Source organism: Subdoligranulum sp. DSM 23681 (assembly GCF_057005535.1).
Map to the genome: position 1 here is coordinate 147296 of NZ_CM168050.1, position 26357 is coordinate 173652.

Genomic DNA, 26357 nt, shown 5'->3' on the forward strand with positions numbered 1-26357 from the left:
AGTGGCAGCTTATATTCCGGTCCCTCGCGATCTTACGAGGGTCAAATCCAAGATCCTGTTCAACCTGACAAAACGTCAGCTTCTCTGCTTTGGGGCGGGTGCACTGATCGGTGTCCCGTCTTTCTTTTTGATCAAAGCCGGGGGCAATACCAGCACGGCTTCCATCTGCATGATCCTCATCATGCTGCCCTTCTTTTTTCTTGGAATGTATGAGCGGGACGGACAGCCGTTGGAAAAGATTGCAAAGCAGTTTATCCAGGCAAAATTTGTGAGGCCGAAGGTCAGGCCCTACCAGACAAACAACTATTACGCCGTCCTGATTCGTCAGGAACAGGCAGAAATGGAGGTAAGAGACATTGTTTTCGGTGAAAAATCTGTTTCGAAAAACAGAGACCCGGAACCTGAAGATGCCGAAGAATCTGACTAAGGCACAGACAAGACAGATTCAAGGAATCATCGACCGTGCAAGGCGGGATGACGGCATCCCGCGCACTGCACAGCAGTCCATCCCCTTTCAGCGGATGTTCCCGGATGGCATCTGCCGGGTCAGCAACAGGTATTACACCAAGACCGTCCAGTACCAGGACATCAACTATCAGCTGGCCCAGCAGGAGGACAAAACCGCCATCTTCGAAGAGTGGTGTTCCTTCCTGAACTTCTTCGACAGCTCGATTCACTTCGAACTGTCCTTCATGAATATGGCAACGGATGCGGAGGTCTTTGAAAAGAACCTCCGCATTCCCTACCGCAACGACCACTTCAACAATGTCCGCAGAGAGTACAGCCAGATGCTGAAAGCGCAGCTTGCCCAGGGCAACAACGGCCTGACGAAGACCAAATATATCACGTTTGGCATTGAGGCCGATTCCATGCGGGAAGCAAAGCCCCGGCTGGAACATGTGCAGACCGACCTTCTGAACAATTTCAAGCGCCTGGGCGTTGTCGCCCGTGTGCTCAACGGCAAGGACCGCCTGCAGCTCATGCACGCCATGTTTCACATGGGGGATACCAATGACCGCTTTTTCTTTGACTGGAACTGGCTAGCAAGCTCCGGCCTTTCCGTGAAGGACTTCATTGCCCCCACATCCTTTTCCTTTCCCGGAAGCAGAACCTTCACCATGGGCAGTCTGTACGGAGCGATGAGTTACCTGCAGATTACGGCATCGGATCTTTCCGACCAGCTGCTGAAGGATTTTCTGGATATGGAGTCCAGCGAGATCATTACCATGCACATTCAGTCAGTGGATCAGACCGCTGCCATCAAGCAGATCAAGCACACCATCACCGAACTGGACAGGAGCAAGATTGAGGAGCAGAAAAAGGCCGTCCGTTCCGGCTACGACATGGACATCATCCCTTCTGACCTGGCCACCTACGGCAAGGACGCCAAGGCACTGCTGAAGGAGCTCCAGTCCCAGAACGAACGGATGTTCCTGGTCACTTTTCTGATCATGAACACCGGCAAGACGCAGCAGGAACTGGAGAACAATGTGTTCCAGGCATCCTCCATTGCCCAGAAGCACAACTGCAACCTGCGGCGGCTGGATTTTCAGCAGGAACAGGGTCTGATGAGTTGCCTGCCCCTTGCCAACAACCTGATTGAGATTCAGCGGGCGCTGACCACCAGTTCCACCGCCATCTTCATCCCGTTTACCACGCAGGAACTCTTTCAGAACGGCGGCGAGGCCCTCTATTACGGCCTGAACGCCTTGTCCAACAACCTGATCATGGTAGACCGGAAGAAGCTGAAAAATCCGAACGGGCTGATTCTCGGCACCCCGGGTTCCGGCAAATCCTTTTCCGCCAAGCGTGAGATCACCAACGCCTTTCTGGTTACGGATGATGACATCATCATCTGCGATCCGGAAGCGGAGTACACGGCACTGGTCAACTGTCTGGAAGGACAGGTCATCAAGATCAGCCCAACCAGCACCGACTATATCAACCCCATGGACATCAACGAGTCCTACTCGGAAGATGATAATCCGCTGGCACTGAAAGCTGACTTTATCCTCTCCCTCTGCGAACTGATTGTCGGCGGCAAGGAGGGCCTGCAGCCCATCGAGAAGACGGTTATCGACCGCTGTGTGCATCAGGTCTACATGGGCTACTTTGAGGACCCGAAGCCGGAAAACATGCCGCTGTTGGAGGACCTCTACAATGCCCTTTTGCAGCAGGAGGAGAAGGAAGCCCGCCGCGTGGCAACAGCCCTTGAAATCTATGTGAAAGGCTCGCTGAACCTGTTCAACCACAGAACCAATGTGGATATCAAGAACCGCCTGGTCTGCTACGACATCAAGGAACTTGGCAAGCAGCTCAAAAAGCTCGGCATGCTGATTGTGCAGGATCAGGTCTGGGGCCGCGTGACAGCAAACCGCAGCGCCGGCAAGACCACCCGCTACTATATGGACGAGTTCCATCTTCTTCTGAAAGAAGAGCAGACCGCCTCCTACTCCGTGGAGATCTGGAAGCGATTCCGCAAATGGGGCGGCATTCCCACTGGGATTACGCAGAACGTAAAAGATCTGTTGTCCAGCCGTGAAGTCGAAAATATCTTCGAGAACTCCGACTTTGTCTATATGCTGAACCAGGCTGCCGGTGATCGTCAGATTCTGGCCCAGCAGCTCAACATCTCCCCTCACCAGCTTTCCTATGTGACGCATTCCGGTGAGGGCGAAGGTCTGCTCTTCTATGGCAATGTGATTCTGCCCTTCGTGGATCACTTCCCGACGGATTTGGAGCTCTACCGTATCATGACCACTAAACTCTCCGAGGTTACAGGCACAAAGGCGGTGTGAGATGGCTAAGAAATCAACACGACTCCATTTCACCGACGATGAGCTGGCCAATTCCAAGATCAAAAAAGCGGCGGACAAGGCTGAGAAAGCTGCAGACAAAGCAGACCGCGCCGCTGCAAAGGTACCCAAGCGGAGAAAGCTCAAGCTGGAAGCCGATAAGACCGCCGAGCGGACGGTACGCCTCACCTTCCAAAAAGAGGAGATTCCTGCAGGCAAACTCACCGGCAAAAAGACCGGCTTTCCGAAGGCGGTCGTTTCCGGTTCCATTCATGGACAGATCTCTGCAAACAACCAGGATGAGAACACAGCGGTGCAGGCTGTCGATGCCTCTGTGGAAGCTGCCGAAACCGGTGCCCACGCTGTTGAACATGCGGTTTACAGCAAGAAGCTGAAATCAAGCCAAAAGGCAGCCCGCCTCCTGTCCAAATCAGACGCCGCCAATGTGAATGCACTTTATCAGCAGCGCATGGCGGAGCATCCGGAAGAATTTACCAACCCGCTTTCCCGCTGGCAGCAGAAAAGGAAGATCCGCAAAGAGTATATGGCGGCAAGACACGCCGAGGCTGCAGCAGCAAATGCAGGAACCGCAGCAAAAAGCGGCGCTACAGGAATAAAAAGCCTTGGACAAAAGCTGGCGGATATCAAAGACAAAGCCTTTGAGTATGCGGCATCTCATCCACATGTGATTCTGATGATTGCGGCATTGGCACTTCTCGTCATGGTCATTTCTTCTGCACTATCCTCCTGTTCCGTTTTTCTGCCGGGAAGCTCCGGTGCTGTAGTGGCAACCACCTTCACCGCCGATGATGACGATATCATTGGGGCGAACGATGACTACAAGGCCCTGGAAGCCGAACTGCAGCGAGAAGTGGATGCCATAGAGACCAACCATCCCGGTTACGATGAGTACAACTATTTTCTGGATGAGATCGGCCACGATCCGTATCAGTTGGCGGCTTACCTGACTGTAAAGTTTGGGGACTATACAAGAAGCGAGGTGCAGACCACGCTGCATACCCTCTTCGACCTTCAGTACGAGCTTCAGCTGGAAGAAGAGGTAGAGACCCGCTACCGGACAGAAACCAGAACAGGTACCACCACTTCCACCGACCCCGAAACCGGTGAACTCATAGAAGAGGAATACGAGTATGAGGTTGAAGTTCCCTATGAGTACCACATCCTCAACATTACCTTGCGCAACAAGAATCTGGGCCATGTGATCACAAAATCCGGCGGCATGGATGAGGACCAGGCCGAACGCTATGCCATCCTGCTTCAGACCAAGGGCAACAAGGACTATCTCTTTGCGGATGACCCTTACGTTGCAACCAGTGATGAATATCTGGATTATCAGGTTCCGGGGGAAGCACTGACCAATGAACGCTTTGCCAATATGATCCGGGAAGCAGAAAAATATCTGGGGTATCCGTATGTTTGGGGCGGGTCCTCCCCTTCCACCAGCTTTGACTGCTCCGGCTTTGTGAGCTACGTCATCAACCACTGCGGGAACGGATGGAATGTAGGACGTCTGACCGCAAACGGCCTGAAAAACTATTGTACGATCATCCGTCCGGAGGAAGCACAACCCGGAGACCTGATTTTCTTCCAGGGTACCTACAACACATCGGGGGCCAGCCATGTAGGCATCTATGTCGGCAACGGCATGATGATCCACTGTGGCAACCCGATATCCTATGCATCTATCAACACGTCCTATTGGCAGCAGCACTTCTACTGCTTCGGACGCATTCCAGGGTAAAGGAGAAAACACCATGACGAAGCTGGAACGAATCGGCGCGGATCTGGAACGCGCCCGTGTCAAACAGGCGGAATGGACCCGCCGGGTCAAAGATCTGGAGGCCCGTTATCAGGAGGAAGAAAACAGCAGAATTCATTCCATGGTGCATGCTGCAAATCTGACCCCGGAGCAGTTGGCCCGGATCATTGAGATGGCCACAAAAGGCACTGTCGGCGTCTATCCCGCGCAGGATGAGGCGCCTGTAAATTCTGATAAGGAGGATGATGGCAATGAAGATTAAGCAACTGGCAGCAGGTTTTCTGGCCGGGTTCCTGATGCTTGGGACCTGTGCTACAACCTGCTTTGCATCTGGTCCGGACGTTGAAACCACAGAAGAGACCCCGCCGGTTCAGGTCGAGGAGGACTCTGCTTCCGACAGCACGCTTCCCCTCACGCCGGACGGCAATCTGACCCTGGTGGATGACATCGGTGCTCCTTCTGAGGCCGGGCAGCAGTTCATCACCCTGGTCACCAAATCCGGCAACTACTTCTACCTGATCATCGACCGCAACGATAAAGGCGAAGAAACCGTTCACTTCCTCAACCAGGTAGATGAGGCCGATCTCTTTGCCCTTATGGACGAAGATCAGACCAACACATTCCTGGAATCCGAAAATGCCGAAAGTGTGGAACCAACTCCGACTCCACCCGCACCTGCGGAGACCGCAGAGCCGGAAACGCAGGAGCCTCTCGAAACCGAGAAGAAGTCCTTGAATATGCTCCCTGTCGCGGCTGTGATTCTGATGTTGCTTGCCGGCGGTGCCGGCTACTTTGTTCTGCAGCTGAAAAAGAAAAAGGCCTCTGAACAGAAGCCTGATCCGGATGCAGATTATGCCGACGATGAGGACGAAGAAGAATGTGTGATTCCCGAGGAGGATGAATCCGAGCCCCTTGAGGATGAAACCGGCTACGACACGGAGTCGGAAGACGGCAAGGAATAAGTGAAAGCGCTTGTTCCAGGGCGGCGTGAGCCGCCCTTTTACATAAAAAGTCATATAGGATTTGAAGTTGCAATGATAAAATAATGCGTAATATAATATTGGTAAATTGAATGTTACCTATCAACGAGAAAGAAGCAAATGATGAATAATAATGATACCAGAGATGGTGAAAGTTCCAATAATGAAATCCACGAAAATTCAAGTTCAAATCTATCTGGTCTATTGCTTTCAAACATTTCAGACGCACTAGTTAGCTTGAGTGAGATGACCAAAGCAATTCTGGACTCCTTCCGACCAATCTTTGCTGCTATGGAAGGCATAAGAAATGTCTTTGCTAACACTATTCCAAAAGAATATTTTCGTGGTCTGGCCGAATTCATTCAGGAACTATACAATAACCCCGACAGTCTTATTAACTACAGGAATTATAATAAGAAGCTGGATAATTTTCACTGGGCTTGGCCATATAATTTTACGGCTAGTGAACTAAAATCGCTCATAGAAACTGTTGAAGATGAAAAGGGATTCGATACCTATATGTACGAGTACTTTGGCGGTGTCGCCAGGATTCTCGTGCCGGACAACTGCCGCACTGCGGTGGATCACAATAAGGGTTGGAACGATCAGCGAATTAATGCTGTCTATCAGGAGATGGCCGAACACTATGGCACTGCGATCATTCCGGCCCGCGTCCGGGCTCCGAAGGACAAACCCAATGCCGAAGGCAGTGTGGGGAATATTTCCACCTGGATCACCGCAGCCCTGCGTAATGAGCAGTTCTTCTCCCTCGGTGAGTTAAACCGGGCAATCCGACAGAAACTGGAAGATTTCAGCCATCGCCCTTTCCAAAAGAAAGAGGGCAGCCGGTATGAGATCTTCCGCGACGAAGAACAGCCACTCCTGGCACCTTTACCTGCCGCCCCATATGAACTGGCGGAATGGAAACAAGCCACCGTTCAGTTCAATTATCACATATCCTTTGCCGGAATGCTATACTCAGTTCCTTATGAATATATAAAACGCAAAGTTGATGTGAGGGTTACCGATAAAACCATTGAGATTTTTTACAACCATAACCGGATTGCATCCCACCGCCGTCTTTATGGCCGCAAGGGACAATACAGTACAGTTACAGAGCATATGCCGGAGTCCCACCAGCAGTATCTGGAATGGAATGGTGACCGTTTCCGCAAATGGGCGGAGCGGATCGGTTCCAGTACCTGTCAGGTAGTAGACGCAATCCTTACCTCCAAGCGTGTAGAACAACAGTCCTACCGCAGTTGTATGGGGCTTTTGAAGCTGGCCGACAAGTATTCCTCCCATCGATTGGAAGCCGCCTGTCGGAAAGCACTCTCCTTTACGGCTACTCCCAGTTATAAGAGTATCAAGAACATCCTTGATACCGGAAACGACCAGATGGAGATGCCAGATAAAAGGAAGGCAACAGGCAGCCATACAGAGCCAACAAAAAACAGCCACGCGCTTACAAGAGGCGCGGATTACTACAGGAGGTAAGGAACCATGACCACACAAAGCACGATAGATAAACTGATTGAAATGCGCCTGACTTCCATGTCAGATGCATTCCGCACCCAGATGGAGGACCCCAGGATGAAAGGGATTCCTTTTGAGGATCGTTTCGGGATGCTGGTGGACATCGAATACAGCAACCGTAAAAGCAACAGCCTGAAACGCCTGATCCGCAATGCCGGGTTTGACCAGCCGGAGGCATACATTGGAGATATCAACTATACTTCCGGGCGCAAGCTGAACCGGTCTTTGATTGAGCGGCTTGCAACCTGTGAATATATCACAGAGCATAGGAATCTCTTTATTACCGGCGCTACCGGAAGCGGGAAAACCTATCTGGCCTGTGCGTTTGGGATGGAAGCCTGCAAGCAGCGCTACAAAACGAAATATGTCCGGCTTCCGGATCTGCTTCTTGAACTGGAGCTGGCACGTAATGACGGTACATACAAAAAAGTTCAGGCGAAATATGCCAACCCAATCCTGCTGATCATTGATGAATGGCTCCTGCTGAAACCCACGGAATCGGAACAGCATGATATACTGGAACTTCTCCACAGGAGACGCAGGAAGTCATCTACCATCTTCTGCTCTCAGTATGATTCCAATGGCTGGTATGATCAGCTGGGTGGTGATGACAGTCCTCTGTCGGAAGCAATCCTGGACCGCATCAAGCATGACGCATATAAGATCAACATCGTTCCAACCGATCCTGCGAATTATCGATCTATGCGGGAGGTATATGGATTAGATCCAGCCTTAAGCGAGTGAACTCGCAGGTAACAATCAATTAAGTGCGGTATCTCTGTTCCGGAACAGCGGTTTCCTGCCGCTGGATTGGCGGTATCCGTTCCTCCGGAACAGCGGTACTCCCGCACAAGAATATCCAAGAAATCGAAATCCACAAAGCAGCCAAGGCCGCTTTTGATGAATTGGGTGTAAGGAAGCTGCCAAAAGTGAAAGAACTCAGCAAAGAATATGCCAAGATTTTTTCGTCCAAGAAACAGACCTACAGAGAATACTACCATCTGAAGAAGGAAGTAAACGAACTGGTGATTGCCCAGCGAAACATCAATTCACTGTACGATGCCGAACGCAAAGAGAAAGAACAAGTTCGGCAGAAAGACGAACAAATCCGCTGAACCACAGAAACAGATACGGCCCGGGTAGCAGTCACTGTACTGCCACCCGGGCCTTGTTTTTTTAGTGTTTCGAAGAAACGCGCAGCCATCACGAAGTGATGATCCGTAAGGGTTTGGGACTATCCCAACAAGCGCGTTGTCCCCTTCCGGGAGAACGCTGTTTTTGCAGGACTTGTCCAAGAAAACATTGCTTGCAGGTTAGTGAGGGAAGTTATTTTTTGGGTCGTTAAGTATGAGTACTCCGTCTTAGTTATTTTGCTTGTGCATCATTTTCTATCAAAAGATTGCTCTTTTTGTCCAATTGAACCGAACAAATCAATTGCATCAAATACTTGTGACGTTCTGGAGCATCTAGCAATTTTCTTGCTTTCACACGTGATTACTACGCCCCTTAATTTTCATATCGTCAGTTTATGTGTAGTTGGATCCGCCGGCTTTTGGTAATTGCAAGAAAAGTCATATTCGCCCAAGTGTACTGGATGTTGACTGCCACACGAAAAAATTTCAACTCCTCCGTGCTCACAGTCAACTGATAAATAATACTTTCTCTGAGCATGTACATAAACATTATATTGCGGGTTTTTTCTGGATATTTCAGGATGTTTTCTGTAATTGTTTCTACTGGCGACTTCGTTTCCATACCTTTTATATAATCCTCTTTTTTCCGGAAGACCTAGCCGCGAAGAAGAAACGTCCCTTAGAAACGCCTGATTGAGTCCTGTACAAGCGAACTGTTGTGGGAACATATCATTTGAATTGGCACATGCTTTAAGGAATTCGACAACAATCCCATTACAGTCGGTCGCCGGATCACTAATGGCCATAATATCAAATGAAGTGTTTTCAGCTTGAAAATGTACTGTTGGTGCGCAGGAAGCATTTCTGGGGGATAATAGAAGCAAACAGTACCCCTTCTGTTGATCACTGAAAGCCAAGAAATAGATATACGCTAAAAATGGAGCTGTTGTTATAGACTCAGAATCGAGAAACAATGAATCGCAAACTGCAATTTCATCGGGAAGCGTCACACATTGACCATCACGTATCATCCTTTGAATATCTTTCCTCAATTCGGGAAACCTATTCTTTACTATTAGAGATTTTGTTATGGGAGGAGCTTGGTATTCAGATAAAGGAGCATAGAAATAGTAATATGGTGCGCCGTTGTATGTGTCAATGCAGACATCAAGATAATTGGCAGCAAAGGTAATAGATCGTCTCAAAATAGAAAAGCACTCTATCTGCTCTTCTCGTGATAGGTTTCCAGGTATTTCAAACAGTCCAGGATCTATAATCAGTTTTTTCATTGTTGAGTACTCCGTTTAGCACGCATATTAAGATAGCCTGCGTCTAAAATTTTTTCCGTTTCAGCTGCATACTGATCAAAAAAGCCCTGGGGAGCCTCATCGATTCCCAAATCCTCATCAATTCGCACTCTCGTTAGTTGTGACTCTCCACTATTGTCTTTTGCGACAAAGTATATTCCTATAATATCTCTTAACTTTTCATTCTCTACGGCACGCCGTACAATTCTGTTAATGATGTGATCGCTATGAGTCTCAATAATCAAATGTTTTCCCTGCTGTGCTAACATGATAAGAAAATCTGCAATATCCATTTGCATTTTTGGATGAAGATGTATCTCAGGCTGTTCCAAAATCAATGTACTTCCTTGATGCATCGTTAATCCTTCAACCAAAATGGGAAGGACTTGACTTATACCAAAACCGACATCAACAATATTCTGATTACCAATCATAATCTGAGTAACATTTACGCCCGGTATGTTGCTAGTGCAGACAGATACTTTTTCTATGCCTAAAAAATCAGCCCACTGAGCTACTGCATCATTCAATTTGACATTTTTGGGATTTTTATTGTCTGGTAAAGGTGTTTTTATTAGCAAATCACCAAACTGACCCAGGTAATTCGCCGTGTTTTCTCCTTTTACACCGATCTCAGAATCAATATTTTGCCAAAAATACTGACGTAGGGGCGTTTCACGTAGCGGTCCAATATATTCTATTTTATCCAATTCGGAAGATACGCAGCGGAAAATCGTATATAGTACTGGCAAAGCACTTGTTGCTTTTTTCGATAAGTTTTCGCTATATAAGCTTACAAGTTGCATCCCTCTAAAATAGCAGATACTATTATTTATCGTGTGATCCATATACACGAAAGGATAGTCTGTTTTCGAATATAATGGCGTAGGGAAATTATTTAATTCAATTGTATAGAGATCCCCACATTTTACCATATGAATTTTGGAATAAATATGATCATTTATGTAATTGGTTGCTTCTTCACTGTAAAAAGACACTACTGTTATAGTAGATTCTTCTATTTCTCCTATTTGCTGAAATTTTGGATTTTCAACAAATTCAAAATCTGCTCGGATTTCAAATCTGTTATAATGCCCCTTCTTTCTGGACATACCTATGCTTTTACATATGTCTTTAAAAAGTGGAGTTTCTTTCTCTAGTGTAAAGGATAGTGAAATGCCAATTTTGGAATCAGCCGCTGATCGATCGCATCGAACATTTGAAAATAGTCCATTGTTGGTGTAGGGCCCATTTATAAGCAAATAGTTATTTCCAGTAGCTTCAAACGATTGCTTCATCATTAAAATACTTTTTATTATTGATGTTTTCCCCGAGCTATTTCCCCCACAAAGTATAGTTATCGGATGAAGCTCAATATTAGAATTACTATATGATTTATAGTTTTTTAAATCTATTTTACTAAGCATAGCGTTCCCTCCTAATTCATGAAAATTCAACCATTTTATTTAAACGTATGTTTTACCATAGCTCCAGGATGAATGAGAGGCCCATTCGTAGCATCCGCCTTCTTTGGGCTTGTGCAAACTTCCACCGCTTTTTCATCAACAACATAACTGATGTATTGTTTCCACCCCGGTGCATCCAGAATGTCTCGCTTTGTTTCGCACTTCAAAATCAGCTCTCGCAAATGCTCCGGTGCAACTTTTTTACTTTCAAACATTGCAACAAAGTATTTCCGAAATTGTTCCAACGTAAATGGGACAATATCTAAACGTTGTTTTATATCACCTTTTGCATACCAAATTCCTTGGCGGAAAGTTTCTGCCGTGTTTGTATCAATTCTAATTGCAATAAACATACCATAAACAGGTTTTTCATATTTTAAAACCGCGTCAGATACATGACGCCTAACCGGCTCGCCCTCCATAGCTTCTTGGCGCGAGGAAGTAGACATTGTTACCTCTGTTAGAATGGTAAAGTCCTTAAATTCACAATACAAATCACCTTTTCCGCCTCCGGCTGTAGAGACAGGCATGAAATCAGAATCCAATTTGAAACCGCGAACTTCATATGGTTTATTTTCCATATGGTCAATCGCCAGTGCGGCTCGCCAAAGCGTCCATTCAAGGTATACTGGCGTTTCATCTTTGGGTACCTCAATCGCATTGTCCTCATCATAAACGTGCTTCCCACCGCCTTGGATAAGGAGAGTCATATAATCAGCAATTTCTTTCCACTGATTGCACTGATCATTTGCATACTGAATCTCGTCGGTCTTAGCAAGAATATCCTCAAGTCTTTGTCTTGCGAGATTAATATCCGAAGTGGTGTTCAGAGGCAGGTCGGATATGTCAAAGGCGACATGACGCGCCTTCATCTGCTTAATCAAATCATTCAATAGAGATCTTGCCACATTAGCATCGTCAGTGGGCAAAGGTGCGCCAGAACAGAGGAGTTTATACTGCTCTAGAAGTGGTTTCTCATTGGAAGTAGTCTTAGCAAGCTTTTCAGCAAGAATATGCTTAGAAGAAACAATAATCAAGCCTCTGCCTTTGCGCTGGAGTACTCCAGAAATTCGCAAATATCGCATATTCATATCACTGTAATCCAGGAAATTGTCTGCTTTTTTATTATAGTGCTTAGCCCGTTCTGCGATTTCCTTCTTATCAAAAGAGCGTTTTGCTGGCGCAGCTGCTCGGCGCTTTCTTAGATCAAGAATATGGTCAACAACGTCAGATAGATTGTAACTGGGATTAGTCGTATGTCCCCAAAGCGCAAATTCTATGCGGCTAAGCTCTGATGTTCCTGTCCGCTTTTCGAGCTCTAGCATAATTGCTAAAATCCACCGTAACGGCGAGAAGTATGTAATACCATCTGGCATTGCGAATTGTTCTACGCTCATTGCTCGCAAATAGCATTCCTGAACAGCAGAATAAGTGTCAGCCTTCAAAAAAGATCGACCAAACGGGGTAATATCATCCACTGGTCCCAGATCCTCTTGTCGGCCGTCTTTTTTCTTGAGTTGCGGGTAGATAAATCCATTTTTGGCAAACATAAGCCTCCACTTTCTGGCGTGACTACCAGATTTATCTTTCCCGTCTTCATTTTGAATAATGCCTTTTTCATTTAGCAAATTCATAAAACCAATTTCATTGTCTGGTCCATGAAGATTGCCAACAAATGGAGAACCAGCAAATAGTTTGAAGCCATCTTGAATTCGATTAGGGTTACGCAACCCCGTATTACCAACCAGCCATATATCTATTTGTTCATTCATAAGATATCCTCCGATCAATATCCAACAAACAAATATTCCTGAACTGAATTTCTATGCGTTTTTGCCTCATTCTGATTTCCAAAAGAGTATTTATAATCAATGGGAATGACTTCTACATGTTCCTTATATTTAGCCATAATTGCTACCATCTCGTCTTGCGTGGGGAGACTATTGGAAGAATAAGAAACAATTAGAATGCTATTTGCAAATTTTTTAAAAAGTCTATCAAAAGCGCCCGAAGCGCCTTTACGTGTAGAGAACGGCGTAGGATATGATTTAAACTTTTTGGTCTGTGTATGCTCTTGAATTTCAACGCCCTTCCAATCGCGAGCCAATCCCTCTACAAAATGATATCTCCGTACATACTCATTGTCTGATAGAGGAGAATAATATGGCGGATCTATATAAATCAAATCAGCATGTTCAACTCGCAAATCCATTGCATCGCCACACTTAGAAAGATTTTCTTGGCCGTTATCAAATACCGCGTTATTTACTGCTTCTACTGCCTCTAAAAATTGCTCTGCCAAGGATTTTTGCAAGTCCTTACGTCCATCATCATAGCGATGTCCGGTATAGGTAAAAATTCCCCTCGGACGTTTCTTTGTGCAAGCACGAATAAGTGCAGTCATGGCAATTGCATGTTTATAGGGATCGTGAATTGCAGCAATATTGGTGCGCAACGTATCAATCAGAGCATTCTCTTCGTCCGTATAATATAATCCCTTAAACTCGGTAGAGACAAAATGATCGGATTCTTTACATTCAACAAGTAGCTGTTTGGCTTCTAATATAGGCAAGGTCACTGTATTATTTTCAACCATGGCCTTTGTAAATGTTGCGGACATAGCCATATAATCATTACTAATGACAGATTTTCCTTGTGCCTTAAACATATATCCTACGATTCCGGAACCTGAAAATAAATCCACGACGGTCTTCACATTGAATTGGGATGCGACAGACCAAATTTGAGTGAGCAGCTTGCTCTTCGACCCCATAAACCTAGTCGGAGGATATGCTGATACCTGATTAGACAATGGTTTTGGCACCAATTTGATAGTTTCGCGTTGCTTTGGTGGAATTGTAACTATAACGTCTTCTCCCTTACGCGTTTTACTTTTGCAAGAAATATATCTTTTGGTCTGGATTACGTCGATGGTAAATGGTGAATACAATTCGTGCACAAGCGGATGATTGGAATTTGTCAATACAATATAGCAACCACGTTCATGCAAATCCATAACCATTTTAGCTAGTTCCACATGATCTTCTTCGTAGAATTGTTCTTTTGTATACCTTTTAAAGTCCGAATATTCAGAAATGGGTAAATAAGGTGGGTCAAGGAAAACAAAATCACCTGGTTGTGCATAGTGTTCCAGAACAAGAAGATAATCTCCACATATAATTTCCGCTTTCTTCAAAGCATTAGATGCGGCTTTTAGGCCTTCTTCATCACAAATTTTAGGATTTTTATATTTTCCAAAAGGAACATTAAATTGCCCTTTTTTGTTAACTCGATACAAACCATTATAACATGTTTTATTTAAGAAAATTGTTCGCGCTGCTGCTTCAGATTGAGGTAAGGTCGTCCAATCTTGCCCTCGAACTTCATAAAACATTTCTGGAGTATTTTCATATTTTTTTAAATAGCCTATAACGTCCTCTACATTGGAAGAGACTTGCCGATACAAGTTTATGAGCTCCGGATTACTGTCTGCAATAACTGCCTGTTCAGGTTGAAGTGCAAAAAACATTGCACCTCCTCCGAAAAATGGCTCTATATATTTTCCATAGGAGGAAGGAACCTTGGGAAGTAAATCTCCCAACATCTGTGTTTTTCCTCCGGCCCATTTCAAAATAGGCTTTATCGGAACTTTTACGCGCTCTTTCTGCGTTTGTTCAACCAATCCTCGCACCCTCCTTTATTTTGTATTATCTGGCACTAATTCCATGATATCTCCAATATCGCAGTTAAGGGCCGTACATATTTTTACCAGCACATCTGTCGTTACATTTTCATTTTTTCCCAATTTTGCCATAGAAGCATGACTTACACCAGCTGCGGCACATAGATCTTTTTTCTTCATATCTCGATCAATTAATATTTTCCATAATTTTTTATAGCTGACAGCCATTTTTTACACCTCGGCTATTAGACCCGATTTAAGCCAACAATTCTGCATTTGATGATGTAGGATCAGCGAACGCTGAATTAATTTTAGTATATCATACCTAGTTGCTTTTCTCAAGTTGAAACAATAATACATCGTCTACGCCAGCACTATTGCATTCCGGCTTAGGTCTTTTTGGGCTTCTTAATCATATACAAAAACGAGAGCCCCCTACTTGTCACTACTAGGAATGCTCTCGTTTTCTTTTCTTATGAACTTAATCATCTTCCAGCAATTTAGCAGGAGGAATGTTTAGAACCTGGGCAATCTTAAAAAGTGTTTCAAGAGATACACCGCGAACTGTGCCGATGCCTTCTACTTGGCTGACAAAGTTTACGCTTTTGCCAATCTGCTCCGCGAGAACCTCTTAGGAAAATCCTTCTTTCCTCATTGTAGTATGAAACTCACTTACCGAAATATAGTTTTGCTGGTTTTACCAGCCAATAAATGTAAAACAATACCATATTGATAGGCAATCGGCTTGAAAGATCTTCAGCGTTTATGCACCTCAAGTTGCTTAATCTTAATTAATCATTGCGATTGAAAATAACTGTGCCAATAAATGTGCGTCTTTTTTTGAATTTTTAATTTCAAAGTGTTCAAGAATGGCTTTCTCTGTCTCCGGACTCCAATATATTTTCAGCTTATTCTTTGCGCGGGTTATCGCTGTATAAAATATATTATGTGTGATTCGCTCTTCTACCTCGCGTGTAAGGACTATTTTTACTGAGTCATATTCCAAACCTTGCGCTTTGTGGATAGAAATTGCATACGCAATTTGGAATGGTACAATTGTCGAATTACTATTATCATCATCTTCATCGGTGCTTCGAAATTTATTGACGCTAAATGAAATAATAGAATTCCCCACTTTAGATTGTCCAATTAGTTTAAAGTCATACCCAGATGCATCTATTTCATTTATTGATTCCTCAAGCTCAATATCGAATCGGATTTGCCGATCTTCTGGGGATATTCCGACAATTCTTCCCTTGGTGTTATTATGGATCAATGGAGAAAAGACGTTTGATTCGTTGAAAAGAATTGGATCTCCGATCTTATAGGTGGTAATTCCCCATACGACGCTTTTATTGGGATTGCTATTCTGTAAAAAGCGATTGATATTGTTAATTCCATAGAGTCCATCATAATTCAGACAGAGAACTATTTCATCTTCGGTGGTGTGTTGGAAAATCGTCTCATCAAGCCTTGCAACATATTCGTTTTTCACTAATGGTTCCAAAATTGCATCATCAAGTTTTCGCACACGATCCCAAACGGTTAGTAAGTCCTGGTTTGTGGTTCTGTATGGATACGTTAATTCAAACACAGAAGTTTGAGGTAAAAACTTTTGCGCAATACTGAACCAATTTCCAAAGTAAATGGACTCTATCTGATACACATCACCTACCAAAACCAAAAGCTTAAAGTTTGCCTTTTCTAGTATATGTCGCATGTCATTATTGCTTACGGTACTACACTCATCGATAAATAGTACATCGCACTCGGTATGAAGATTTCTGCTCGATAAGAACTTTGCAATAGTATTATATTCACTATTCCTTGCAGTTACTTTTCTGCGCATATTATCTACTGCAGGATGAGTGTTTGCCAAAAATATCTTGTTCTGGCCTCCCCAAAAATTTGCTATATGGTTAATTAGGGTAGATTTGCCTGTGCCTGCAGAACCATATACCAATGCAACATGTGACTTTTGAAACATTTTGCGAAGGGCATCTTTTTTACTTTTGTCATCAATAATATAAGAGTTTCGAGCAAGCCATGAATCAACAGACGCAGTATATTGTGTGACGCCAGTAGAAGAAAGTTGCTGGAGCTTTTTAATAATTATAGCGCTATCTTCAGCATATTCCCTAATGTAAATATGACCTTTAAATTCTTCTAGCCTACGGCCTTTATGCTTATAATATAGCGAAGCGTTATACTTCTGAATTAACTCATCAATTTTCTCACTGCCCTTAATGTCGGCTCTGGGGGTGAAAAGTTTTCCTTCAATCTCCGTATTATTCTTAATATATCTAGCAAATAATTCATGCTCATGACCTGAGACGGAAATTGAGTTTAACAGATCATATATTTTCGGATTATGTTGTCGAAGAGAGGTGCAATACGGCATACAGTCAAAAGGTATACAGCCATAATTTAAATAAAGATTTGATAAATTACCGCATTGCTCTCTTCCTAGCTGCCATTTGATAACGCGATTGTTCATCTTATACAACAAATAGCGCAATACATTTGAGCCAGCAAAATCACCTAAAATTACCATCCTGCATTGATCCAGGAGATTATATATTGGAGTGGACTTAGCTTGTGACGTGATTTGGGCTTTTATATACTCATAATAATTTTGATCACTACTTACAAGCTCTGTTAAAGGCATTTTTACGGTTGAAAGAAATCGCATTAGCTCCCTATATTCAATAGAGGACGCACTATGTTCCACCCGCGGCCCAAAAATTTTGGAAAAGTTATCCCATTCGCAGGGGCGAATCGATACTTCATACGCATCGATTACTAAGATAGACATACTTTTATTTAGAATACTAATTACATCGCTATGAATGGAAAACTTTACAGCATAGTTGTCCATAATTTCATAACGAGTGAAGGCAATGACTCTATCAAATTTACTTGCGTTAGATATCGCGGCAGTAAATGTAACTTCGTAGTATATCTTTTGATTTATAAAGAAAGGTTTTATCTTCTGAACATAATAACGATCATTGTACGTGACAGCTCTACTCGATTTACTTGGCGCCTCAATTCTCTGCGCGATCTTTTTGTAATAATCAGATAACTCAGTATCAGTGTCTAGAGGGAAATCTGCAATATTAGTTAGCGTGTCCAAATTGTATATCTGTTTAAGATAGAGTTTTATTTTTAGCAAATACTCATAATATTTAAGCATGAGACGCTCAGAACCATCTTTGTCTACTGTATAGTGTGACACAGATTTTTGGAGTAGCTCGTGAAATCTATATAGAAAACGCAAATTTCCATGTCTCTGCATATCTTTTAGCGCAGCAACATTGAGTTTATAGTCATTCGGACTGACATCAGCGCCATTCGAGTAGGCTTTGATAGCTATGTATTCCACAAAATTTCGAAGCTGTGCTAGTATGTTTTGGCTTAAAAGTCCACGTTCTGTTGAGCCAAACCGTGCAATATTACTACAAATCACATCATTTGTATCTAGAATTGCTTTGTCAATCCTTAACAATATTATCATCTCCTAAGCCATATTTTAGCTATTATTCTATACTTCTATATTGGAATCGTAAATGCCAAAAATCTGAGAACCATTGTCAGGAGAAAACGTCAACGACAATTAAAAAGATCTGACGCGGCATTTCATTGCGAAATGGTGCGCCGGTCACGGTCTGTTAAGTTAGTATCTTTCTAGCCTTTTCTGGTTCTTAGCAACTAAGTGGCTGATTTTTGTGGTATGCAATTCAATCATCCTCCAGCAATTTAGCGGGAGGAATGTTTAGAACCTGGGCAATCTTAAAAAGTGTTTCAAGAGATACTCCACGAACTGTACCGGTACCTTCCACCTGGCCGACAAAGTTTACACTCTTACCGATTCGTTCTGCGAGGGCTTCCTGTGTTAATCCTGCTTTCTTTCGGTAGTATGCAATCTTCAAGCCCAAAGTGATATAGCGCTCTGTAAACTCTGTCTGCATAATATCTCCTCCTGGATATTATGCTACCAATAAACCTTGAGAATTATAATTGAGTACAATTATATAATTATTTACTTTAAGTAAATAAACATATATAATGAGAAAAAGATTATTTACTTTTAATGGACTCTTGAGGTTTGGCTGGAAGATGCATATCTATACTGTAAGTTTTTTTGGCCATCGCGTTATACAGGATTATTCTAATGCGGAAATACAAGCTGAATTATTGATTCACCATTTGCTTCTGCAAAAAGAGTACATTGAATTTTTGGTGGGTCGTGACGGAGATTTTGACCAGATGATATCATCTATAGTCAGACGGCTCAAACGACTTGTTCGGGACGATAATAGTTCTCTGACATGGATACCGCCATACTCTACAGCAGAGCTCCGTGACAATCTGAAAAACTTCGAGGAATACTACGATGCAATAGAGGTCTGTGATTCAGCCGCCAAAAGTCATCCCAAAAGAGCTTTTCAGGTCCGGAATCGTTGGATTGTCGATCGTAGTGATATGGTTGTCTTTTATGTGAATCACAAAGGCGGCGGAGCATACCAAACATTGCGTTACGCCCAAAAGAAGGACAAGTTCTATATAAACCTGGAATCCCATGTAGATCTCTAAGGGAATTTTGTTTCCTGTCGGCATCATCACTTTCTCGGCTCACAAAACACGAACACAAGATTACAGTTATCTCGGCTTTTCAAACGTGAATAGCATAGATAGTATGGTTTGGAACAGGTATTTGTGATATACTGTCCCATAAAAGCAAACCATCAGAAGCTATAGAGGATACTATTATGGATAAAGTAGTTGTTTATATACATGGAAAAGGTGGCAATGCCGAAGAAGCAGAGCATTACAAGCCACTTTTCCGTAACTGTGATGTAGTAGGATTGGATTATACCGCACGATTCCCATGGGAAGCAAAAGAGGAATTTCCGTTGCTGTTTGACCAGATTTGCAAAGGCCACCAATCCGTTCAAATCATTGCCAACAGCATCGGCGCCTATTTTGCCATGAGCTCCTTATCGGATTTTCAAATAGAAAAAGCGTATTTTATTTCTCCTGTGGTAAACATGGAGAAATTGATTACCGATATGATGACCTGGGCAAGCATTACAGAGGCTGAGCTCCAAGACAAGAAAGAAATACAAACACCTTTTGGCGAAACGCTTTCCTGGAAGTATCTCTGTTACACGAGGGAGAATCCTATCGTCTGGAACATTCCAACAAACATTTTATATGGGGAGAATGACAATCTCACTTCCTATACAACGATAACCGAATTTGCAAAGCAATGGAACGCAACACTCACTGTGATGAAAAATGGAGAGCATTGGTTCCACACGGAAGAACAGATGAAGTTGCTGGATGATTGGATTAAACGCTTTTCGGCAATGTAATCATTAGAATTCAAAAAGGACGACAGAATATCGCCCGTGCCTTCAAGCCTAGGCAATGTCTATTCCGTGGAGAATAGTGGAACGTTTCCAAATAGAGAATTGCCGCCTTTTCACCTTTTCATGAACCAAACTAAAAAGGCCACCATCGGATTTATGTCCGATAGTGGCCTTTTCTCATAGCTTTACGAAATATCTATCTGGGGAAAAATTGGGCTTTCCATCTTCAAAATATCATCCACGGGGATTATGGTTCCATCCTGAAGCAAAATCTCCCGCTCATAGAGTTTGATTTTTCTGACAACGCCAGACACGGTCAGATAGGCGCCGCCCGCTTTCCGCTCATCCGGCTTAAAATAGGTAAACCGCACTTCCGGCTGCTCACACAAATGTTCCTGCAGGATTTGAAATCGTTCATCCAGTTTTTCCAGAGTTTCCTCGTCCAGCTCAATCTTCTGTTCGGTCAGGCGGCCAGTCTCCTGGATTGCATCATCATATCCAGTGAGAGCCGCAAAAGGCGAAAACTGTGCCGCACGGTCTGACATTGACATCTGAGGCCGCTTGGATGACACGTGGTGCGGCAGATATATGATGTCCTCATACTCCCCTGTCATGCCTTATGTCCTCCGATCTGCGAATTCCGATCCCGTGCGGTAGCGCCTTCTTCCAGGTTCATGCCCCGGAGGATTGCATTTTTTCCAAACTTCTTCTTGATGGCCAGCACCGCTTCCTGTCGCTTGCGCTCCCGGGCAAGCGCGGTATCTTCTTTTTCTTGCTTTGCCTGCTCGGCCGCATAATCCGTGAAAAGATCCAGCTGTTCAAAGCCCGGCTCTTTCTTCGGTGCCTCGCTCTCCGGAATCACATGAGTCGCTACAATATTCAGTCGGCGAACCAGAAGATTTTTGTCTGCGATGCGATCAAACAGCTCTGTTGCTGCGCCGACAATCAGTTTTGTCGAGGAGGTGTACCGTTCCAGGTTCTGTGTCCCATGGGAATGCTTGGGAATCTCACGACCATAGTAGTCTTTTGTCACTTCCCCATGATAGTGCTTTTTCTGATCCGGCGTTGACAGGTTCTCCTTGTCATACCCGATTGTCACTACCAGCTGATTAGTTACAAGCCTCTTGCTCACCAGATCCAGGGAAAGCAAGTCTGCCATCTCACGCAGCACAAGACGTGCCTTTTCCGCCGTATACGGTTGATGGAGCACCTGCCCGGAGCCAAGGCTGTTATTCTCGGGCCGATAGGCTTTTACCGCTGCAACCGTGCACGGTTCCCATCCCCATGCATGGTCGATCAGCAATTCCGCGTTTTTCCCAAACAACTTATATAGTAAATCTTCATTATAGACGGAGCACCGGGCTACATCCCCCATCGTGAACATCCCGTTGGCTTCGAGCTTCTTCGCATAGCCTCTGCCCACACGCCAGAAATCCGTCAGCGGCTGGTGTGACCACAGCTTGCGACGAAATCCCATCTCATCCAGCTCTGCAATCCGCACACCGTTTTTATCGGTCGGAATATGCTTGGCCACAATGTCCATAGCCACCTTGCAGAGAAAAAGGTTCGTACCGATTCCAGCCGTAGCCGTGATACCCGTTGTATTCAGGACATCCTGGATCATCTTCCTGGCCAGATCCTTCGCCGAGAGCTTGTATGTATTGAGATAATCCGTCACATCCATGAACACTTCATCGATGGAATATACGATGATGTCTTCGGGCGCAATGTACTTGAGGTAAATGTCATAAATGCGCGTACTGTATTGCATGTAGTACGCCATCCGAGGCGGCGCAATAAGGTAATCAATCGCCAAAGCCGGGTTTGACTTAAGCTCTGACAGGAAGCAGGATTGCCCAACCAACTTATGTCCTGGTGCGCTGTACATTCGTCCCACATTGGCTTCTTTGACCTGTTGGACAACCTCAAACAGACGCGGACGGCCCGGAATGCCGTAGCTCTTCAGGGATGGGCTTACTGCCAGGCAGATGGTCTTATCTGTACGGCTCTCATCCGCAACCACAAGGTTTGTATCCAGAGGATTCAGGCCACGCTCCCGGCACTCTACCGACGCATAAAAGCTTTTGAGATCAATCGCCACATATATGCGCTGTTTCACCGTGTGCCTGCCTCCTCCCCTTCTGTATTGCGCGCTTTTCGGCTTTCGGGCTTTACATCTTTGAAAAAGTCCGCATGAGGTATGTAAGGCAACCGGTAATTACGCCCCATACGGTTCATTTCATTCAGTTTGATCAACATCAGGTTGATATTGGTATTCATAGCCGATGCCAGTTGGGCCACATCATATCCTTGCTGCAAATACGAGTTCAGTTCATCATCATCGATCAGCAGATGCGCAGCAAATGCGTTTGCCTCATACTCCATCGCGGTGCGCATGTCAAAGAGAACAAACTCCGACAAAACGCTTTTCCCTTTTGCCTGTTCTCTGTGCAGCGCATCATGCCCTATTTCGTGCGCACAGACCATCTGCATCAGGATATCATCCATGTTGGCGTTCAACAGAATATGTCGTTCCTTCTGCTGGTAGGTGTACATCCCCAACAGGTCCTTGAAATCATCAATGAAATGCAGATAAATACCCAAATCCTGGGCAATCTGCAAAGAATCTCGGGTTCCGCAGCGATGAAGGATCTTTTTAGCCTTTTGATAAATTTCTTCTGAATGAATCGTCATCCGTTCTCTCCCCTTCCTGCCGCAGATTCACGGCTGCATGCCTATTTTCACGCAGGCAGGTTCATTGTTCGGAAGAATCCGGCTTCTCTTGCTTGGACTTCGCTGCATATTTTTTGGCATTGCGTGCTTTGGACTCCCAGTAGATGTCCTGCAAAGCCTTCATGACCGCATCCTTGTCCTGCTCGGACAGAGTTCCGCCGGCAAACAGTCCGGACATGCCGTCAATCAGCTCCTGTGCTTGCTTCATGCCTCTTTTGCCATATTGTTCGGATGCATGAAGGACAAAGGAATCATCTTCTGTGAGCAGATAATTGACATCCACTCCAAAAAAATCAGCGATCTTACGATACGCCTCACGGGTTCTCGGATAAGAAACACCATTTTCATAGCGCGTGATCATGCGGGCATTGAGTTCCAGGGCCGCTGCCACATCTTTCTGTGTCAGCCCCTTTTCTTCTCTCAGTGCTTTGAATTTCTCGCTGAACGTCATATCAAATCATCACTCCTGTTTTGCAAGAAGTAGACACCAAATTGCTATTTTATGGTTGACAATAGCAATTCATTTGCGTACAATGTAGGTGGACATTTAACTGCTATCATTCTACCTTGAATTACCATTTATGTCAAGCTGCAGGATTGCTTGCTGCGCAAAGGAGCGTGATTTTCTATGGCGGAGCAATGTCGGAAAGCATATGTTTCGGTGAATCTGGACGTGGATGAGGACGGCGTCATCTATCCCCGCTGCATTCGCTGGTCGAATGGTCGTCTTTTCCAAATAGATCAGCTCTTGTACAAATGCCGGGCTGCCTCTTCGAAAGTATCTGGCGGAGGAATTCGCTACACAGTTCTGGTTCAGGGACGTCAGACTTACCTGTACCACGAAGGAAACAAGTGGTTTGTGGAAGCAAGGATGTGACGGCACCATTTAGTAAAACAGCCGATTATCCAAGCGTGTGGTCAAATATGTAATTATGGTATTGTAAAACAGTTCACATCGGAGGTGACAAAGGGTTATGAATACATATGATGTTGTTTGCCCGATATGCGGCACAGTGAATTACAACCTATTTCTGGAAGAAACAGATGGCTTGATGGAATGCGAAAGCTGTGGGAACTTGATACAATCTCATTGGATGGAGCAGAATCAAAAGCCAATCCCAGTATTTGTGACCCCAAAATTTCAGGTACAGAACGTACCTGCCGAGTGAGATATGCGTTTGGAGAGGGGGCTATATCATGCAACCCAAACAGCAGGCTTCATGGCACTCGAAGCATTTTTACTGCCCCAACTGCCGCCACTTAATAGATGGCTTTGAAGGCAAAGATGGTGTAACACGGATGATCTGCGATAATTGCAGGTCCGTTATAATTTGCAAAGCGATGGGCCGCAGACATGACCGCATTGACGTCTATGCACCACGTGATCAAGAAAAAGCACCTAACAATTGAATATAGTTGGCATACCGACGGATTGGTCGAGATGAAACAGGCTATGTAAGTCCATTTCCAGGTCATATGCTACAAGTATCGGTCAGTTAAACCAGACATACATGAGAGGCTGCCGACAAGACGAGATTACCCATAGATATGGGTTTTCTGCCTTGCCGGCAGTCTTTTTTTATTCCGGCAAGGCTTTCGAAAAACAAAATATCGAAAGCCTGACATGCATTAAGGGCTAAGGATACATATATTGCTAGCTTTCTGATTTTCAGAAAAGGCAGTATCGGTACCCTTCCTTTAGTGCTCCCATTTTGGGAAGATCAGGTCCAGGAACGTACTGCGGAGCAATGGTATCCTTTGCTCTTCCGCTGCAGGCGGAAAGGAAAACAGTATGTCCTATTTTGATACAGCCGAATTTGCTGCGCGTTTAAGTGCTCTTCGCAAGGCCCGGGGAATGACCCAGGAGGAAATGGCCGAAGCCTTGAACATCAGTCTGGAGCATCTCAGCAAAATGGAGCGCGGTAAGAGAAATCCATCCATCGATTTGCTCGTTGCTATAGCCTGCTACTTTCATGTGAGCACAGATTACCTGCTCATGGGAAAGAGCCATGACATGGCTAATTGCAGGGCCAAGATTCTGGATGTGGTAACACAGTTGACGGAGATTGCGAAAAGTATGTAAGTATGAACTTGTATCTCCAGAAACGAATCGTCAAGGATTTTTTAATCAAAAAATAAGCAACAGTATTATCTGTTGCACCATGCTTGTTGTGTATGTCATTTGGCTGTATAATTAATAATATAAATTTTACTGACGGGGTCGGAGGTCATTGCAAGTGGATGATACCGTTTTATTTTTAAGCGCATATAATTCGACACAGTATAAAGTGACAAACTGGTTTTTACGAAAACTCCGTAATGTTGTCCCGCACAAAAAGAAGCAGATGCAATCCTTACTGGAAAAGCATCATCTTTCTTTCGTGGCAACAGATGAGATTATCGCTTCTGTTGATGGGAAAATGGAGGTAAAGGCCCAATATGATTATGTACATCAAGCGACCACATTTTCCTTTAAACCAAAAGATTCAGCTGAAAAAGAAAACGATGCAAGTGACTCTTTGAAAGATTCCGGTTTCTATATCAATCTTAGACACGCACAATCTGTCTTAGTTGATGAACGATATTTCAAAATCAAATTTACTTTCTGGATAGAGCCATTTTTAGTTTGGATAAATGGCCAGATGTATCAAATTGATGCCGGTGCCTTTATGATGAACAGTGTTTTGTTTGTCGTTTTTGAAGTCATTAATTATAAAACCGGAGAACCACTTACCAAGGATGAGGTTGAGGGCAAAGCGGGAAACTATAACCTGCTGCCTGTGGAGAAATATCAATTTTTTAATGAAGAGAAACCCGTCGAGGCAGGAATCAAAATTTCCGAAATAATATATGAAAATATTTCCGAGTTTTTCCGGGAATTAACAAATAAGAGTTATCGTTCGCAAGAATCTTCATTTGTCCATGACACATTAGTCTTTTCAAATAATATCGAGAGCATTGCTGATTACTTCTGCAAACTTATTAGCACGAAAGCACCCGTTGAACCAATTAAAGACATTAGTACAGTGGAAATATACAAATATTATCCACAAGCTGGTTGTAGTGTAATCTGTGACTTTGATTATAATAATTTCAATACGGTGCTATATCCAGCCATTATTTTGGAAGCGCTAAAACTCTATATTCATGTTTTTCAAAACTCCAATCTTGAACATGAAACAGATCTTCGGCGGTCGGTACGAAATGATATTTACTTGCAGAATCTTTTTTGCTCTCCTAATCTTCCAATCGAAACTCATAATTTATTGAACTATATTAAGGAAAGCGAGCCTTACAAAAAACACGCAGAAGCTCTTCACCTAAAAATATCCTATTTGACTGCACAAAATGAACTAAAGAAAAGCAGAAACTCTACGATTTTGAATGTTCTGCTATACATTATTTCTTTACTCAGTGCTATCGGAACTCTTGATGTCATAGAAGAACATTTTGGCGTACCATTCAAATACAGTTTTATTATTGTGGTCGCGCTGTTTATTCTCGGACTGTTTTGGGGAATAATAGAGTATCGAAACCATAGAAAGCTCTAAAATTCGTGACAAAGTGCCA

25 protein-coding genes are annotated in these 26357 nt (G+C 44.1%); 13 read left to right on the forward strand and 12 right to left on the reverse strand.

The window, feature by feature from the left end; all coding sequences use genetic code 11:
- Position 1: 1 nt before the first annotated feature.
- From AC127K_RS00700 to AC127K_RS00735, 8 genes are all read left to right on the forward strand, one after another.
- A complete protein-coding gene (locus AC127K_RS00700; protein ID WP_483721194.1) occupies positions 2 to 427 on the forward strand; it encodes a PrgI family protein in 426 nt (141 codons plus the stop codon).
- Positions 408 to 2798, forward strand: coding sequence for a VirB4-like conjugal transfer ATPase, CD1110 family (locus tag AC127K_RS00705; protein WP_483721195.1), 2391 nt, complete (start codon positions 408 to 410; stop codon positions 2796 to 2798). Before AC127K_RS00700 ends, AC127K_RS00705 begins: the two co-directional genes overlap by 20 nt.
- A gap of 1 nt (position 2799) precedes the next feature.
- Positions 2800 to 4557, forward strand: coding sequence for a C40 family peptidase (locus AC127K_RS00710; protein WP_483721196.1), 1758 nt, complete (start codon positions 2800 to 2802; stop codon positions 4555 to 4557).
- A gap of 13 nt (positions 4558 to 4570) precedes the next feature.
- Positions 4571 to 4837: a DUF4315 family protein gene (locus AC127K_RS00715; RefSeq protein ID WP_483721197.1), complete on the forward strand. Its 267-nt coding sequence runs from the start codon at positions 4571 to 4573 to the stop codon at positions 4835 to 4837.
- Positions 4827 to 5537 carry a DUF4366 domain-containing protein gene (locus AC127K_RS00720; RefSeq protein ID WP_483721198.1) on the forward strand — a complete coding sequence of 237 codons (711 nt, stop codon included), beginning with the start codon at positions 4827 to 4829 and terminating at the stop codon, positions 5535 to 5537. The genes AC127K_RS00715 and AC127K_RS00720 overlap by 11 nt, the downstream gene beginning before the upstream one ends.
- 138 nt (positions 5538 to 5675) lie before the next feature.
- Positions 5676 to 7052, forward strand: coding sequence for a Mu transposase domain-containing protein (locus AC127K_RS00725; protein WP_483721199.1), 1377 nt, complete (start codon positions 5676 to 5678; stop codon positions 7050 to 7052).
- Between the two features lie 6 nt (positions 7053 to 7058).
- Positions 7059 to 7835 (forward strand): ATP-binding protein, encoded by a 777-nt coding sequence (locus AC127K_RS00730; protein ID WP_302380986.1) that lies wholly within the window; start codon positions 7059 to 7061, stop codon positions 7833 to 7835.
- 23 nt (positions 7836 to 7858) lie between these two features.
- On the forward strand, positions 7859 to 8206 hold the full coding sequence (locus AC127K_RS00735; protein ID WP_483721200.1) for a hypothetical protein: 348 nt from the start codon (positions 7859 to 7861) through the stop codon (positions 8204 to 8206).
- A gap of 398 nt (positions 8207 to 8604) precedes the next feature.
- Here AC127K_RS00735 and AC127K_RS00740 read toward each other — a convergent pair whose 3' ends face one another.
- The 8 genes from AC127K_RS00740 to AC127K_RS00775 all read right to left on the reverse strand — a co-directional run bounded on the left by AC127K_RS00740 (position 8605) and on the right by AC127K_RS00775 (position 18650).
- Positions 8605 to 9513, reverse strand: coding sequence for a hypothetical protein (locus AC127K_RS00740; protein WP_483721201.1), 909 nt, complete (start codon positions 9511 to 9513; stop codon positions 8605 to 8607).
- Positions 9510 to 10958 (reverse strand): AAA family ATPase, encoded by a 1449-nt coding sequence (locus tag AC127K_RS00745; RefSeq protein ID WP_483721202.1) that lies wholly within the window; start codon positions 10956 to 10958, stop codon positions 9510 to 9512. Before AC127K_RS00745 ends, AC127K_RS00740 begins: the two co-directional genes overlap by 4 nt.
- 35 nt (positions 10959 to 10993) lie before the next feature.
- A complete protein-coding gene (locus AC127K_RS00750; RefSeq protein ID WP_483721203.1) occupies positions 10994 to 12769 on the reverse strand; it encodes an AlwI family type II restriction endonuclease in 1776 nt (591 codons plus the stop codon).
- A 14-nt stretch (positions 12770 to 12783) separates the two neighbouring features.
- Entirely contained in the window at positions 12784 to 14679 is a 1896-nt protein-coding gene (locus AC127K_RS00755; protein ID WP_483721204.1) for a Dam family site-specific DNA-(adenine-N6)-methyltransferase, read from the reverse strand.
- 15 nt (positions 14680 to 14694) lie between these two features.
- Positions 14695 to 14907 carry a helix-turn-helix domain-containing protein gene (locus tag AC127K_RS00760; RefSeq protein WP_483721205.1) on the reverse strand — a complete coding sequence of 71 codons (213 nt, stop codon included), beginning with the start codon at positions 14905 to 14907 and terminating at the stop codon, positions 14695 to 14697.
- A 253-nt stretch (positions 14908 to 15160) separates the two neighbouring features.
- Positions 15161 to 15292 (reverse strand): helix-turn-helix domain-containing protein, encoded by a 132-nt coding sequence (locus tag AC127K_RS00765; protein ID WP_483722157.1) that lies wholly within the window; start codon positions 15290 to 15292, stop codon positions 15161 to 15163.
- A 174-nt stretch (positions 15293 to 15466) separates the two neighbouring features.
- Positions 15467 to 18187, reverse strand: a complete 2721-nt coding sequence (locus AC127K_RS00770; RefSeq protein ID WP_483721206.1) for an ATP-dependent DNA helicase — start codon at positions 18185 to 18187, stop codon at positions 15467 to 15469.
- A gap of 232 nt (positions 18188 to 18419) precedes the next feature.
- The gene (locus AC127K_RS00775; protein WP_483721207.1) at positions 18420 to 18650 is read right to left on the reverse strand and encodes a helix-turn-helix domain-containing protein; all 231 of its coding nucleotides are present in this window, start codon (positions 18648 to 18650) and stop codon (positions 18420 to 18422) included.
- Between the two features lie 148 nt (positions 18651 to 18798).
- Between AC127K_RS00775 and AC127K_RS00780 the strand changes: the two genes are divergently transcribed.
- Positions 18799 to 19275, forward strand: a complete 477-nt coding sequence (locus AC127K_RS00780; RefSeq protein ID WP_483721208.1) for a hypothetical protein — start codon at positions 18799 to 18801, stop codon at positions 19273 to 19275.
- 176 nt (positions 19276 to 19451) lie between these two features.
- Positions 19452 to 20057, forward strand: a complete 606-nt coding sequence (locus tag AC127K_RS00785; protein WP_483721209.1) for an alpha/beta hydrolase — start codon at positions 19452 to 19454, stop codon at positions 20055 to 20057.
- A 182-nt stretch (positions 20058 to 20239) separates the two neighbouring features.
- On the opposite strand, the gene AC127K_RS00790 is transcribed toward AC127K_RS00785, so the two are convergent.
- The 4 genes from AC127K_RS00790 to AC127K_RS00805 form a co-directional block, all read right to left on the reverse strand.
- On the reverse strand, positions 20240 to 20668 hold the full coding sequence (locus tag AC127K_RS00790) for a YolD-like family protein (RefSeq protein WP_483721210.1): 429 nt from the start codon (positions 20666 to 20668) through the stop codon (positions 20240 to 20242).
- A complete protein-coding gene (locus AC127K_RS00795) occupies positions 20665 to 22173 on the reverse strand; it encodes a Y-family DNA polymerase (RefSeq protein WP_483721211.1) in 1509 nt (502 codons plus the stop codon). Before AC127K_RS00795 ends, AC127K_RS00790 begins: the two co-directional genes overlap by 4 nt.
- Positions 22170 to 22748, reverse strand: coding sequence for an ImmA/IrrE family metallo-endopeptidase (locus AC127K_RS00800; RefSeq protein ID WP_483721212.1), 579 nt, complete (start codon positions 22746 to 22748; stop codon positions 22170 to 22172). The genes AC127K_RS00795 and AC127K_RS00800 overlap by 4 nt, the downstream gene beginning before the upstream one ends.
- A 61-nt stretch (positions 22749 to 22809) precedes the next feature.
- Positions 22810 to 23238, reverse strand: coding sequence for a helix-turn-helix domain-containing protein (locus AC127K_RS00805; protein WP_483721213.1), 429 nt, complete (start codon positions 23236 to 23238; stop codon positions 22810 to 22812).
- Positions 23239 to 23984: 746 nt separating this feature from the next.
- Here AC127K_RS00805 and AC127K_RS00810 point away from each other — a divergent pair.
- From AC127K_RS00810 to AC127K_RS00820, 3 genes are all read left to right on the forward strand, one after another.
- Complete coding sequence (locus tag AC127K_RS00810; protein ID WP_483721214.1) at positions 23985 to 24197, forward strand: hypothetical protein; 213 nt, start codon at positions 23985 to 23987, stop codon at positions 24195 to 24197.
- A gap of 382 nt (positions 24198 to 24579) precedes the next feature.
- Positions 24580 to 24870, forward strand: coding sequence for a helix-turn-helix domain-containing protein (locus tag AC127K_RS00815; RefSeq protein ID WP_483721215.1), 291 nt, complete (start codon positions 24580 to 24582; stop codon positions 24868 to 24870).
- Between the two features lie 154 nt (positions 24871 to 25024).
- A complete protein-coding gene (locus AC127K_RS00820; protein ID WP_483721216.1) occupies positions 25025 to 26338 on the forward strand; it encodes a hypothetical protein in 1314 nt (437 codons plus the stop codon).
- The last annotated feature ends 19 nt before the right edge of the window (positions 26339 to 26357 follow it).

Excerpts from the sequence above, each read along its gene's own strand:
- AC127K_RS00705 (WP_483721195.1), top strand. The coding sequence starts at position 408 with ATGCCGAAGAATCTGACTAAGGCACAGACAAGACAGATTCAAGGAATC.
- AC127K_RS00760 (WP_483721205.1), bottom strand. The coding sequence starts at position 14,907 with ATGGCTGTCAGCTATAAAAAATTATGGAAAATATTAATTGATCGAGAT.
- AC127K_RS00750 (WP_483721203.1), bottom strand. The coding sequence starts at position 12,769 with ATGAATGAACAAATAGATATATGGCTGGTTGGTAATACGGGGTTGCGT.
- AC127K_RS00740 (WP_483721201.1), bottom strand. The coding sequence starts at position 9,513 with ATGAAAAAACTGATTATAGATCCTGGACTGTTTGAAATACCTGGAAAC.
- AC127K_RS00800 (WP_483721212.1), bottom strand. The coding sequence starts at position 22,748 with ATGACGATTCATTCAGAAGAAATTTATCAAAAGGCTAAAAAGATCCTT.
- AC127K_RS00720 (WP_483721198.1), top strand. The coding sequence starts at position 4,827 with ATGAAGATTAAGCAACTGGCAGCAGGTTTTCTGGCCGGGTTCCTGATG.
- AC127K_RS00725 (WP_483721199.1), top strand. The coding sequence starts at position 5,676 with ATGATGAATAATAATGATACCAGAGATGGTGAAAGTTCCAATAATGAA.
- AC127K_RS00810 (WP_483721214.1), top strand. The coding sequence starts at position 23,985 with ATGCAACCCAAACAGCAGGCTTCATGGCACTCGAAGCATTTTTACTGC.
- AC127K_RS00785 (WP_483721209.1), top strand. The coding sequence starts at position 19,452 with ATGGATAAAGTAGTTGTTTATATACATGGAAAAGGTGGCAATGCCGAA.
- AC127K_RS00780 (WP_483721208.1), top strand. The coding sequence starts at position 18,799 with ATGCATATCTATACTGTAAGTTTTTTTGGCCATCGCGTTATACAGGAT.
- AC127K_RS00715 (WP_483721197.1), top strand. The coding sequence starts at position 4,571 with ATGACGAAGCTGGAACGAATCGGCGCGGATCTGGAACGCGCCCGTGTC.
- AC127K_RS00805 (WP_483721213.1), bottom strand. The coding sequence starts at position 23,238 with ATGACGTTCAGCGAGAAATTCAAAGCACTGAGAGAAGAAAAGGGGCTG.
- AC127K_RS00815 (WP_483721215.1), top strand. The coding sequence starts at position 24,580 with ATGTCCTATTTTGATACAGCCGAATTTGCTGCGCGTTTAAGTGCTCTT.
- AC127K_RS00745 (WP_483721202.1), bottom strand. The coding sequence starts at position 10,958 with ATGCTTAGTAAAATAGATTTAAAAAACTATAAATCATATAGTAATTCT.
- AC127K_RS00790 (WP_483721210.1), bottom strand. The coding sequence starts at position 20,668 with ATGACAGGGGAGTATGAGGACATCATATATCTGCCGCACCACGTGTCA.
- AC127K_RS00710 (WP_483721196.1), top strand. The coding sequence starts at position 2,800 with ATGGCTAAGAAATCAACACGACTCCATTTCACCGACGATGAGCTGGCC.
- AC127K_RS00775 (WP_483721207.1), bottom strand. The coding sequence starts at position 18,650 with ATGCAGACAGAGTTTACAGAGCGCTATATCACTTTGGGCTTGAAGATT.
- AC127K_RS00730 (WP_302380986.1), top strand. The coding sequence starts at position 7,059 with ATGACCACACAAAGCACGATAGATAAACTGATTGAAATGCGCCTGACT.